Origin of the sequence: Moritella dasanensis ArB 0140 (assembly GCF_000276805.1) — a bacterium.
Classification (GTDB): domain Bacteria; phylum Pseudomonadota; class Gammaproteobacteria; order Enterobacterales; family Moritellaceae; genus Moritella; species Moritella dasanensis.
Genome location: NZ_AKXQ01000007.1, coordinates 93,526 through 106,395, shown reverse-complemented (window position 1 = coordinate 106,395; position 12,870 = coordinate 93,526). Strand labels below are relative to the sequence as shown.

At 38.6% G+C, this 12,870-nt stretch carries 10 protein-coding genes and 1 pseudogene; 1 reads left to right on the top strand and 10 read right to left on the bottom strand.

Features of this window, described 5'->3' with window-relative positions; translation table 11 throughout:
- Positions 1-90: 90 nt before the first annotated feature.
- Positions 91-1,113: a FemAB family protein gene (locus tag A923_RS22625; protein ID WP_017221076.1), complete on the bottom strand. Its 1,023-nt coding sequence runs from the start codon at positions 1,111-1,113 to the stop codon at positions 91-93.
- A gap of 116 nt (positions 1,114-1,229) precedes the next feature.
- A complete protein-coding gene (gene pseF, locus A923_RS0107630; RefSeq protein WP_017221075.1) occupies positions 1,230-1,910 on the bottom strand; it encodes a pseudaminic acid cytidylyltransferase in 681 nt (226 codons plus the stop codon).
- A 273-nt stretch (positions 1,911-2,183) separates the two neighbouring features.
- Here pseF and A923_RS0107625 point away from each other — a divergent pair, with 273 nt between their 5' ends.
- Positions 2,184-3,437, top strand: coding sequence for an O-antigen ligase family protein (locus tag A923_RS0107625; RefSeq protein ID WP_083849966.1), 1,254 nt, complete (start codon positions 2,184-2,186; stop codon positions 3,435-3,437).
- Between the two features lie 83 nt (positions 3,438-3,520).
- On the opposite strand, the gene A923_RS0107620 is transcribed toward A923_RS0107625, so the two are convergent.
- The 8 genes and pseudogenes from A923_RS0107620 to cysD all read right to left on the bottom strand — a co-directional run bounded on the left by A923_RS0107620 (position 3,521) and on the right by cysD (position 12,754).
- Positions 3,521-5,464, bottom strand: a complete 1,944-nt coding sequence (locus tag A923_RS0107620) for an acyltransferase family protein (protein ID WP_017221073.1) — start codon at positions 5,462-5,464, stop codon at positions 3,521-3,523.
- A 117-nt stretch (positions 5,465-5,581) separates the two neighbouring features.
- A complete protein-coding gene (locus A923_RS0107615) occupies positions 5,582-7,009 on the bottom strand; it encodes an MBL fold metallo-hydrolase RNA specificity domain-containing protein (protein ID WP_017221072.1) in 1,428 nt (475 codons plus the stop codon).
- A 128-nt stretch (positions 7,010-7,137) separates the two neighbouring features.
- A pseudogene (galE, locus tag A923_RS22510) lies at positions 7,138-8,132 on the bottom strand (UDP-glucose 4-epimerase GalE).
- Between the two features lie 90 nt (positions 8,133-8,222).
- A complete protein-coding gene (locus tag A923_RS0107605) occupies positions 8,223-8,618 on the bottom strand; it encodes a hypothetical protein (protein ID WP_017221071.1) in 396 nt (131 codons plus the stop codon).
- A 28-nt stretch (positions 8,619-8,646) separates the two neighbouring features.
- Positions 8,647-9,603 carry a hypothetical protein gene (locus A923_RS0107600; RefSeq protein WP_017221070.1) on the bottom strand — a complete coding sequence of 319 codons (957 nt, stop codon included), beginning with the start codon at positions 9,601-9,603 and terminating at the stop codon, positions 8,647-8,649.
- Positions 9,604-9,768: 165 nt separating this feature from the next.
- Positions 9,769-11,178, bottom strand: coding sequence for a sulfate adenylyltransferase subunit CysN (cysN, locus tag A923_RS0107595; RefSeq protein WP_017221069.1), 1,410 nt, complete (start codon positions 11,176-11,178; stop codon positions 9,769-9,771).
- Between the two features lie 12 nt (positions 11,179-11,190).
- Positions 11,191-11,820, bottom strand: coding sequence for an adenylyl-sulfate kinase (gene cysC, locus A923_RS0107590; RefSeq protein ID WP_017221068.1), 630 nt, complete (start codon positions 11,818-11,820; stop codon positions 11,191-11,193).
- A 19-nt stretch (positions 11,821-11,839) separates the two neighbouring features.
- Positions 11,840-12,754 (bottom strand): sulfate adenylyltransferase subunit CysD, encoded by a 915-nt coding sequence (gene cysD, locus A923_RS0107585; RefSeq protein ID WP_017221067.1) that lies wholly within the window; start codon positions 12,752-12,754, stop codon positions 11,840-11,842.
- Positions 12,755-12,870: the final 116 nt, after the last annotated feature.

Genomic DNA, 12,870 nt, shown 5'->3' with positions numbered 1-12,870 from the left:
GTATTATTATATATATCCACATTTTATACGATCATTATATTCTTCTCGACCATAAAAAAATAGTGCAGATAAATCAAATCTTAACTCCATCTATTCACCAAAGATAAATGCAGGGTACATATGGGTTGCAAACCCTTCTTTAAAGTAACCGATTTGAACTTCTTTATCTGTAGGTTGACTGTATTCGTGTGAATAAGGTCTCTGACCAATGCAATAGGTTGTCAAACCTAGCGACTTCATATGTTCGATTGCTTTATATTGCACCGCATGTCCTAAGGGTTGATCAAATAGCTCTCGCTTATATACCCCGACGCCATATAGCGCTTGCTGTTGATTAACTAAAAAATAGCCAGCGCCAACTAACGCTTGCTCATCATCTCTAAGCGTAACAAGGAAAGCATGGCCTGTTTCTATCGCTGCATACTGCTTATCCCAGCTAGATTTAGGACGAGTCTCACGCCCGGCAACCGCTATATGCAACAGTCTCACTTCTTCAAAGACAGCCGCGCAATCTTCAGTGATGACTTCAATATCCCAACTACGCAGCCCTTTCGTTACTAATGGTCGAAAACTTTTTCTGAACCCGCCTTTAATAACGTCTAAATCTAATCTTAAATCGATATACAGATAATGCGTCACATCAAGCAACTTATGTTTTTCTTGTAACGATTTATACCACGGTGAGCAGCCACTACTAAGCATGTTACATTTAAACGTGCAGCTAGCAGAGGTCGCACTTTTAATATCATCCAATATGGCGTGGGCAGCACTAATGACTTTTTTAGTTACTTTTTCAGCTAAATTAGGCAGTAATAATGGGGGTAATAATTCAGTACCATTACTTCCTATACTCACCTTACTGTTTACTTGAGAAGTGCTCAATGGCCATACTGCAACCGGCTTACCACTGGCATAAAAAATAATGGATTGTTGCTTAAATTCAAGCGCAGACGAAAAATATAAATCATGATAGTCGATGGTATCAAGATCATAATCAACCATATAATCTTGCACTGTGGATAAAACACTATTCCAATCATCTCGAGACTCGTGAATATGTTTAACCGTCAATCCACTCTTTTCAATTAACACTTTAAATCTATCAATATTCATATATTTTTTAACCTAATTAAATATAAATTTTAGAGCTATCTTACACTTTATGAATCATTACTTTTAAGACACAACGTAATATCATTTACCTTGTATACAGCTCTATTGAAGTCGCGCTATCGCTGTAATAGTTCATACAAAAATTCAGCTTTATTCCAATCATCTAATGTATCAATATCCTGCACTTGAGATGCATTTAAGACAACCGGTTTTACATTGTTTGAGAATATAACTTTACCTGAAGAGAATGCCTGACAAGTCCCCCAATAAAATTGCCCTGCATCATGATAAGCCGGTTCAAGATCTTGAGATCGCACCTTATAATTCTCAGGCTGAAACATTTCAACTCGCCCTGTATCATTAAGTCTAAAAGCCCGTTGAATTGGAAAACTAAATTCGGTCGCACTAAAACAATAATCGAGATTCTCGGCCACTAACATTTCACGACCGACAGCTAGACTTGTAGATGTAACAAAAGGCGCAGTCGCATAAATACAGCAAATTAACGTCGGCTCTTCTAATGACAACGCCATTATAGCATGCTGTACTACTTCGATCGTCGTCGCAAAGTCACCTGCTATATGCGCTGGGCGTAAAAAAGGAACTTCAGCACCGTATTTCAACGCTATATCAGCGATCTCTTGGTTATCTGTCGAAACGATTACTCGATCAAAGCACCCGCTTGTTAAAGCCGCTTCAATTGAATATGCAATGATCGGTTTACCACAAAATATTTTAATATTCTTTTGTGGTATTCTTTTACTGCCGCCGCGAGCTGGAATGATAGCTATATTCATACTTAAAGCTCCTTTAATATCAGTCAATTAAAAATCCAGACACTGTTATGGTACATTACTATGAAAGCCCTTAAGCATAAAATGTTAAGATTGACACTTAGAATCAGGCGGACCCGTAAAAAGTGTTATTACTTTAACTCAGTTCGAGTTTACTTTCATATCCGAGAGTGTGAAAATAAACAGTTCAAAACGTAATCTAAAAACGAGGTTAAGAATTTTTCCATCTTAGCTAATAGATTACTCCTAACTAAATTAATATAAAAGTAAAGCATAATGAGCTCTAGTTTAAAAAGCACCCAAAATAATGTTACACAAGATATATCATCAAGATGGATAACAGTATCCACAATTGGCGTTATGTTCTATGCGATTCTTCTTTTTTTATATCCGAAAGGATATATTTTAGGTAGTGTCATATTACTCGTGCTATCCATTGCTGCAGGATGGTGTAAAAAATTAACTTGGCATAAAAACCTAACATTATTAGCGATTGCCTTTGTCATGTTTACAATACCGCATATTATCAGTTTCTTGCAAGAAACTGGGGATATGTCCAGCATAAAAAAGGCCGCTAGAGGTATCCCCTTGTTATTGGCCGCTGCATTATTAATCCGTTTCAAGCCAAAACAGCAAGCCATCTACGCTAGCTTTGCCATCAGTCTTATTATTGCTTTCATAATCATGATTAATGAACAGGTTATAGGGTTTGAGCGCGGTGATTATGCTGGGTTTAATCTAAACCCTCTCATGACTGCCATCGTTGCTGTCATTGCTTTTATTTTACCAAGTATCCATACCAACAGTATTAAGCTACGTATTTTAGCTTACACAGGAATATGCTTAGGTGTTTTAACCGTAATAATGTCAGGCTCTAAAGGGCCATTTTTAGGGCTGTTAATCGTAATTTTAGTTTTTATCTTTATGCCCTCAAGAGATAAGCCATCTTCAAATAAAAAGTATATTCGTTTTATTATATTATCATTGATGGGGCTGATAATGGTTGCATCTATGGGGACTAATAACGAGCTATTTTCAAGAACATCGATGGCAATACATAATTTAACATCTCATTTTGAAAACCCAAGCTCAGAAAGCCAAATATCCTCAACCGCAATACGTCTCGAACTATGGAAGGGTGCCTTAGTATTAGCTACTGAAAAACCTATTTTTGGCTACGGCATGACTCAAGCACAAGAACGAATGGGTGAGCTATACGAACAGGGTTATTTAGCTAAATACATGGGTACGTTTACTAAAACGCACTTCCATTCTATGTACTTTCAAGCACTCGGAAACCGAGGCTTATTTGGTCTATTTACAGTATTATTTTTATTAATAATTCCAACCTATATTCTATTAAAAAATAAATTGGTAAATCCTACCTACTCACTCAGTGGTTTACTCGTAATAATCAGTTATATAATAACCGGTATTGCTGATGTATCTCTTTCTAGTACTTTAGCTTCTAGTACTTATTTTATATTAATCATTATAGGCGTGTCACAAGTCTCAATTTATAAAAAATAACAATGATTAATTAGTCTACGGGTAAAATCTATGAACGACAGGATTAATTACATCAACATGTAACTAATTCTGTCGTTCATAGATTAAAAATTTACTGCATTTATTAACTGCGGTAGTAAATACATGGCACCAGACTCTGCGAGATGATCTTTATCAAAGTAGTATGAAACAGTGGCGGTTCCCACGATACAAGACTTTCTATTACAAAACGTATCCACGGGATCGACAATCGTTAACGCATAATCATCACTCTCAGCAAGCTCCTTAAATACGTTATTAACCCGTTGTTGTAATGCACGATGATCTTGAATGGAAATACTATTTTTAGCCAATGAATGTAACGGGATATCTTGTAAATAAGCCGTATAATATAATTTTTCTGGTCTCAATTTCTGCTGGGGCACTTGCAATATCACAACAGGAGATACGCCTATATCATTATAACGTTTTATAGTTTCTTTCACGCCGGTCTGGAAGGTTTCAAAAGAGTTACGTTGATCTTTACGTCCCACTTTTTTAGCGCTTAAATAAACCATATCACCAGTCCCGTTATAACCAAACTCAGTATAGTAAGACCATCTTGCCGATAGGAATACGCGATTTATGGCGTTATCTTTTACATAATCATATAATTTATTATTAAGTTTAAAGCAATTTTTTTCCACTTGATCTGAGCGCTGAGGATAAACGCCAAGTAAAGGAGGACACCCAGAAAAACCAGTATATTGGCCTTTTAAATGATACCGACTTGCTAAGGCATTAAAAGCGGGGAGTTGCGAATACATGTGTGAATCGCCCATCACAATAAAGCGAGTATCAGACGCACTGTCATCACCCAAAGAGCATAGCCATGTTTGACTTGTTAATGCGTCTTTGTTATCAAAGCAAGCTGCAGGGGCTCTCTTAATTGATGCTTTGACACTATTAGGGATAGAAAAATTTATTTCATTGGCTAAATACTTACTGCTAATTGAAGAAAAGGTGATACTAAAAACACCTAGGTATAATAAAATGAACACTACATTCATTCCTTTATACTTAGCAGCACGCTTCTCAATCAGGGTGTAAGATAACCACCCCATGAATATTGATGCACTGATACCGGAAGCAATATGTAATAGTGAAAGTTCAATATAGTAATAACTCAACGCAACAAATATTGGCCAATGCCATAAGTAAGTCGAGTAAGAGGTACGGCCTAACAATTGCACAGTCGAATTATTGCTTAATAAATTATTGCCTTGATTTGCCATAATAACAGCTATCGTGCCTAATACCGGCACAGCAGCAAGGTAACCCGGCCACATGTTAGCGCTATCTAGCAGGATATAACTAGCGATGATCATCATAATACCGATTCGAAATAGCCATTTCTGCGAGTTGGCTGATAATTTTCTCGGATATAAAAAGGCAAGACCACCTAATAACATTTCCCATGCTCGAGTCGGCAATAAATAAAAGGCTGAATTTGGCCAATACCAAGACACATAAACACAAGCGATAAAACTAATCGCGCTGCAAGCTATAATAACGCGAGGAATAAGGATATTTTTGACAAGCTGCTTAACCATTAACAATAGTAATGGATAAACAATATAAAATTGCCATTCGACCGATAATGACCAAGTATGTAGCAACCATTTTAGCTCTGCGTCGACATCAAAATACCCACTTTCTTGCCAATACGTTATATTAGATAAAAAATTTAAACTCTTATGTACATGTTTAGTTAGCGCTTGAAAGTCTGGTGGAATAACAAACATCCAACCAAATAATAACAGTGCACAACACAATATGAGCAGTGGCGGAATAATACGTTTTGCACGGGCGAGATAAAATACAGGTAACGAGAAGATATCATTAGTTAAGTCACGAAAAATAATACTTGTCATTAAAAAACCAGATATAACAAAAAAAACATCTACACCAGCAAAGCCTCCTGGTAAAATATTCGCATTAAAGTGATACAGAATAACGCCAATTACAGCAATTGCCCTTAACCCGTTAATATCTCTTCGGAAGTCCATATAAAAATAACAGCCTATTAGTATTGAGCACAAAATATAAAATTGTAACAATATAAATTGATTCTGCCTAGGTGCAATCCACCTATAACTTAAACTCCAAAGATCAACACCTTAAATTTATTTAGTTGGCCGCAGTATCCGCGCCCCCAACCCTAACTCCCCTAACTTATCAGCAAACGCCGCTTTAGCCCCCTCATCGCCATGCACAATACGTATTTCGCGTGGCTGATGTTTGATGTGTTTAACAAAGTTAAGTAAATCTTGCTGATCAGCATGGGCTGAATAACCACTGATGGTATGAATACCCGCATTAATACTAATACGTTTACCATTCAATTCAACATAACCTCCCCTTGGTCCATACTGCTGAATATCTCGACCAGGTGTTCCCTTGGCCTGATAACCAACAAAAATCACATCGGCTTTACTATCCGGTAGAAATTCGGTGAGGTAATTGACGATACGTCCACCGCTACACATGCCACTGGCGGCGATGACAATAGCGGGTTTGTTGCGTTTAGATAAGTATTTAACCACGCTAAGGTGATCTTGATGGCTATCGATGGTGTGCAGTTGCTCGAAATCCAGCGGGTGACGACCTTGTTTTAATATACCCTGCGCCTCTTTATCCCAGAGTTCTTTAAAGTCGCGGTACTTAGTGGTGAAATTAGCGGCCATGGGTGAGTCGACGATTATTTCGATGTTTTTCCATAAACTGCCTTCTGGTGCAGCGTGAATAAACTGTTCGATTTCGTAGAGTAACTCTTGGGTACGACCAATGCTGAATGCTGGGATCAAGACCACGCCATTATCGCTGACTGCGTGTTCAATCACGCCTTGTAACTTTTGACTACGTTGGTTGCGGTGTTCGTGACGTTTATCACCATAGGTACTTTCGATAATTAGGGTGTCAGCACGATACGGTGCACGAGGGGCGGATAATAACGGACTGTAAGACGCACCAAGATCACCGGAGAAAACCAGTCTATGGCGATGAATGGGTTTATCGGTGGCGAGTTCAATTTCGACATAAGCAGAGCCAAGGATATGCCCTGCGGGACAAAAACGGATCTTTTGGCGTTGATAGCAGATCTCCCCTTCACTTATATCTTCCTGCGGTATTTGCAGCACATCAATCGTACGCCATTTATGATAAGGCACAGGTATTAGTTGGTTGTTTAATAATGATAGGCAAGCTTGGATAAGTTTATGATCGCGGGTGACGCCAACTTTAAGGGCATCTTCAATAACTAGGGGGAGTAATGCTGCGGTGGCCTGGGTCGCGTATATTGGTCCGGTATAACCAGCGGCTAATAAATAGGGGATGCGACCAACGTGGTCAATATGGCAGTGGGTGATGATGAGCGCTTTAATGGTGCGGACATTAAAGTCGATAGAGAGTTGGTCTTTATTACTGTTATTACTGTTAGCTTCAGTGCCTTGAAATAGACCGCAATCAATTAATACTGAGTTGTAGTCATTCATATACAATTGATGGCAAGAGCCAGTCACGCCATTAACAGCACCGTGATGTAATATACGCATTGTTCCGTCCTTGGAAAGCAAGTTAAACGATTAATAGATCTATTTACACTCTATTTATACATAGGGCTATTAGTTTAAAGCTTGAGTCCAAGGAAGGTAATAGGTCAATACGCTTATTTTAGTACGGCTTAATAACCATATGGGTTATTTGCTTGCCAGCGGTCATATCGCTAATACTACGCTCAGCTTTCCAACCTAATTCACGTTCTGCTAGATCTGTAGCAGCGTAACACTGGGCAATATCACCTTCACGACGTGGAGCGATTTGATAAGCGACAGGTTTTCCTGATGCGAGTTCAAAGGCTTTCACCATCTCTAAGACACTGTAACCTTGGCCTGTGCCTAAGTTATACGTGACTAAGCCAGGATTAGTCATTAGCTTGTCTAAGGCTTTTAAATGGCCTAGGGCTAAGTCAACCACGTGGATGTAATCACGTACGCCTGTACCATCAACTGTTGCGTAGTCATCACCAAATACATTCAGTTGCTTTAACTTACCAACAGCTACTTGTGAGATGTAAGGCATTAAGTTATTAGGAATATCATTTGGATCTTCACCAATCAAACCACTCTCGTGTGAGCCGACTGGATTGAAGTAACGTAAACGGGCAATGTTCCAGCTGTTGTCGGATTTATATAAGTCAGCAAGAATTTCTTCGACCATTAACTTAGAACGACCATAAGGGTTAGTCGCAGATGTAGGGAAGCTTTCATCAATCGGCACAGATGCCGGATCGCCATACACAGTAGCAGATGAGCTAAATACAAAGTTCTTTACATTGTGTACTGTCATCGCTTCTAACACATTAACCGTAGCAGCAATATTATTACGATAATACGTTAACGGGATCTGATTAGACTCACCCACCGCTTTTAAACCCGCAAAGTGGATCACCGCTTTAATCGCATGCGTGGTAAAAATCTGCGTAAGTAATTCGCTATCGAGTACATCACCTTGATGAAACATCACTGACTTACCAGTGATCGATTTAACACGCGTTAATGATTCTTCACTTGAGTTACATAAATTATCAATCACAACCACGTCTTGATTGTGGTTTAATAATTCTAAGACGGTGTGGCTACCGATATAACCGGCACCGCCGGTGACTAAAATTGTTATGCTATTTTCCTGTGCTGTGCTTTTAATTACATTACATTTAATTTATTAATACTAATTAGCACTTAGTTAAAATCATTAATACTGTATTTGCTACACGCGGCAATTATCTTTAGAATAAAATGAAGTGCCATTTTCACAGATTAATTTGAAATCTGACGTTTGTTGACCCCCAGCCATCAGCTCAAGCGTACAAGTGAACGAGTTATTAACTTCGTCCTGCAGATTAAATGCTAGCCGCCAATATAACGCACATCGAGATATTTGCTCAGCTGTCATCACGTAACCAATGTTAGCCGTCATAGGAAAGGCAAAATCTATATGACAGAGCTCTATCATTAGATTATCAATGAAATCTTGATAAAACGTGACAGGGAGCACTTTATGATGAGCTTGTATTTCAATGCTTTGCTGATAATAATACTGATAATGCGTGCTAATTAAATCTATCAATATTTGTGTTTGGTCTGCTATAGGGTTGTTATTCATCACGTCAATTCGCTCTGGTACTGCTGCATTAGCTATATTTTTGTATTAATAGGTCAACAAATTGATTGATTTCATTTTCAGGTAATTGATTAATACCTGCAGCGGCTTTACGACCACCACCAGTAGCAAATTGCACACATACTTCGTCAGCGCCTGTACGATTATTTAATGGCGCGCGAACACTGACCATATAACTGCAGTCGCTATTTAATGTTAAAACTGCATGGGCTTTATTTGGGTTACGGTTCGCTAATTCATTACCAAATACACCACTGATTCGTCTTGCCCAAGCTTCGCAAGGTAACAAGTATATTTCACAAATATCATTGTTGATATATGGCACTAATTCGGTGACATTCAGATGATCAGCTTGGTAACCTGTTTGCAATGTATAGAATACTGAGTTTTTATCGGATTCCACATCAAAAGGGCTATTATAAGCTAATAATGCTTGATACAAGACAGCAGGATCAAAATGTAAATCATTAAGTGATGCGCCATAACCGTTATAATTGATTAGTGTACCTAGTTCACATAAAAATTCACGTTGTGGTTTAGTCAAACCTTGCTTTAATGCTAATTCATTCGCAGTGCTTACTAGGTTATCACCATAAGCAGCAGTAATTGCCCAATCAATGTATTTGTTATCAAGTAAGCCATTAATCAATAAACTGGTACATACTTCTGGTGATGTATCAACGAGTACGGTTAGCTTACCCGACTGTGGCACGTCACCGGTTCTATGGTGATCACAATAAAATACCTCAATACCATTCGCTAATATCGCAGTCAATGCGGCTGTATTTTTTTCCATGGAAATATCAAGCGCAACAACTGATGCTGCTTTTTCAATATCAACATGCTTAAGTAAGTTATTGTCACGTTTAACACCTGTAACCAACAACGCCGATTTAGGTTCATTTAAGCGTAATTGCAATAGTGCCATAATGCCATCGGCATCACCGTTAAAAACATCGTAGTTCATGATAATCCTTGTAAGAATGAACACTTAGTCCTGTCGTTAATCAGACTTGATTTAAGGTCAGGTTCAGATATAAAAAAAGCTAAGATTAAATAAACCTTAGCTTTTAGTTTCAAATGTAATTGTAAATTTATTAACGCATTATAAATAGCATACTAACGCTATAAATTAAACCCTTGCACAACCCCATTCAGGGAAGTGTTTACGTACGTAAGCATTTAGCTCTTTTTCAGCTTCAGAGTAGCTACGTGCAACATTATCGTCACCGGAATGCACATGGCTAACCATACCAGCACCAACAGTTACGTTAGTATGGCGGTCAATCACGACAAAAGCACCGGTTTGCGGTAGTGCTTGGTATTCATCAATTACCACTTTTTCAGCTAGACTGATGGTCGCCGAAGCGATCTCATTCAATGCTAGCGCATCACTATTTTCAGCGTGTTGTTGCAGCGTATTCACATCTACTTTATGCAGAATGGCTGATACTTTACCAATTGACGACTTAGTCGCAAATTTAAAGGTATACTCTTTGTGTGTTCGTAATGGGTTTTCATCCATCCATACAATATGCGCATCAAGTTTATTTGTTGTGCTTGGCTCTAGGCCTTTATGCACTAACATATCACCACGAGATACATCAATTTCATCTTCAAGGGTGATCGTAATAGCTTGGCCAGGCTGGGCAGTATCCAAGTCACCATCAAACGTATAAATTGATTTTATTTTCGATGATTTACCTGAAGGTAATGCCGTTACTTCATCACCCACTTGTACAATGCCTGACGCTAACGTCCCACAGAAACCACGGAAATCTAAATTTGGACGATTCACATATTGCACCGGGAATCTCATATGTTCTAGGTCTTTATCTTGATCAATTTTAACCGTTTCTAACAACTTCATTAACGTCGCGCCAGGGTACCAATCCATCGTTTCACTTTGCTTAACAACATTGTCGCCATTAAGTGCTGAAATCGGCACAAAGCGAATATCATCAATGTTTAAGTGAGTTGCTAGTTCACGATAATCAGCTTTAATCTGTTGATATACTTCTTGGCTGTAATCCACAAGATCCATTTTGTTAATAGCAACAATTACATGCTTAATACCTAGCAGGCTACAGATATAACTGTGACGACGAGTTTGGGTTTGAATACCGCGACGCGCATCAATCATAACAATGGCTAAATCACACGTTGAAGCACCCGTTACCATGTTACGCGTGTACTGCTCATGCCCTGGTGTATCACCAATAATGAATTTACGTTTATCTGTCGAGAAATATCGGTAAGCAACATCAATGGTGATGCCTTGCTCACGTTCAGATTGCAAACCATCAACCAGCAGCGCTAAATCGAAATCACCATCTGTGGTATTAAATTTTTGTGAATCTTTTTCAATTGCAGCCATTTGATCTTCATAGATCAATTTACTATCAAACAGTAAACGACCGATTAAGGTAGATTTACCATCATCCACGTTACCGCAAGTTAAAAAACGTAATAGATCTTTATTTTCATGTACTTTTAAATACGCTTCGATATCCGTTGCGATCAATTCAGAACTATGAGACATAATTCAATATCCTTAAATATATTCTTTGTTGATTAATGCGCTGACAATCTGTTCAGCACATTGATCTATTGAGTAGTTTGCCGTAGCCACGTGAATATCCGGATTAATTGGCGCTTGATATTCAGAGTCTATACCAGTGAAATGCTTGATCTCACCCGCGCGCGCTTTTTTGTATAAGCCTTTCGGATCACGTTGCTCACACACTGCAAGTGGCGTATCAATAAAGACTTCTAAAAATTGACCGTCAGCCAATAATTCACGCACTTGTATTCGGTCGACAATAAAAGGCGAAATAAACGCGGTTAATACAATCGACCCCGCATCCACAAACAACTTAGCGACTTCACCGATGCGACGAATATTTTCAATACGATCGTTATCACTGAAACCTAAATCTTTATTTAAGCCATGACGAACATTGTCACCATCAAGTAAATAACTGTGCTTACCTAAACTTAATAGCTTACTTTCAACTGCATTCGCAACTGTTGATTTACCCGAACCACTCAGGCCAGTAAACCAAAGCACCACAGGTTTTTGATTTTTCTGTTTTATCCGATCATCATGGGTCACAGTAGAATTGTGCCACACTACATCATTGCTGACCGAGTCATTCTCTTTGTTCACATAAGGAGAATTCATACGTCAAATCCTCATTTATTTAGAAATAGCCTTCACGTTTCTTCTTCTCCATCGAACCAGAACTATCATGGTCGATAGCACGGCCTTGACGTTCAGAAGTCGTGGTTAGCAACATTTCTTGAATTATTTCCGGTAACGTCGTCGCTTCAGATTCAACAGCGCCCGTTAATGGATAACAACCAAGCGTACGGAAACGAACCATTTTATGCTCTAACACTTCGCCTTCTTTAAGCTTCATACGCTCGTCATCAGCCATGATCAGCATACCGTCACGTTCAACAACAGGGCGAAGCTTAGATAAATACAGTTCTGGGATCTCGATGCTTTCTAAATAAATGTACTGCCAAATATCCAGTTCCGTCCAGTTTGATAATGGGAACACACGAATACTTTCGCCTTTGTTCACTTTACCGTTATAAATATTCCATAACTCAGGACGTTGGTTTTTCGGATCCCAACGATGATGTTCATCACGGAAGGAATATACGCGTTCTTTAGCACGCGATTTTTCTTCATCACGGCGAGCGCCGCCAAAAGCTGCATCAAAGCCATGCATATCTAAGGCTTGCTTCAGACCTTGGGTTTTCATCATATCGGTATGCTTAGCACTGCCATGTACGAATGGGTCAATGCCCATAGCCACACCTTCAGGATTTTTATGCACAATTAAATTCATACCGACTTTCTTCGCCATGTAATCACGAAACTCAATCATTTCTTTAAATTTCCATGTGGTATCAACATGCATTAAAGAAAATGGTGGAATTCCCGGTGCAAAGGCTTTTTTAGCCAAGTGCAGCATCACCGACGAATCTTTACCTACTGAATACAGCATTACTGGATTATCAAATTCAGCGACGACTTCACGCATAATGTGAATAGATTCAGCTTCTAACTGTTTCAGGTGCGTTAAACGCTCTGGAGAGATACTCATATAACTTCATCCTGTAATTACAATTTTGTGGTTTAGCTATTTTTTAACTATGGCTTAAATTCTTATATAAACTTTTACTTAAATTGTTATTTTAACTACTAATGTTATTTTTAAAG

What these genes read in the sequence shown, in the direction of transcription:
- A923_RS0107600 (WP_017221070.1), bottom strand. Translation starts at nt 9,603, where the DNA reads ATGAACTACGATGTTTTTAACGGTGATGCCGATGGCATTATGGCACTA.
- cysN (WP_017221069.1), bottom strand. Translation starts at nt 11,178, where the DNA reads ATGTCTCATAGTTCTGAATTGATCGCAACGGATATCGAAGCGTATTTA.
- cysC (WP_017221068.1), bottom strand. Translation starts at nt 11,820, where the DNA reads ATGAATTCTCCTTATGTGAACAAAGAGAATGACTCGGTCAGCAATGAT.
- pseF (WP_017221075.1), bottom strand. Translation starts at nt 1,910, where the DNA reads ATGAATATAGCTATCATTCCAGCTCGCGGCGGCAGTAAAAGAATACCA.
- cysD (WP_017221067.1), bottom strand. Translation starts at nt 12,754, where the DNA reads ATGAGTATCTCTCCAGAGCGTTTAACGCACCTGAAACAGTTAGAAGCT.
- A923_RS0107615 (WP_017221072.1), bottom strand. Translation starts at nt 7,009, where the DNA reads ATGCGTATATTACATCACGGTGCTGTTAATGGCGTGACTGGCTCTTGC.
- A923_RS22625 (WP_017221076.1), bottom strand. Translation starts at nt 1,113, where the DNA reads ATGAATATTGATAGATTTAAAGTGTTAATTGAAAAGAGTGGATTGACG.
- A923_RS0107625 (WP_083849966.1), top strand. Translation starts at nt 2,184, where the DNA reads ATGAGCTCTAGTTTAAAAAGCACCCAAAATAATGTTACACAAGATATA.
- A923_RS0107605 (WP_017221071.1), bottom strand. Translation starts at nt 8,618, where the DNA reads ATGAATAACAACCCTATAGCAGACCAAACACAAATATTGATAGATTTA.
- A923_RS0107620 (WP_017221073.1), bottom strand. Translation starts at nt 5,464, where the DNA reads ATGGACTTCCGAAGAGATATTAACGGGTTAAGGGCAATTGCTGTAATT.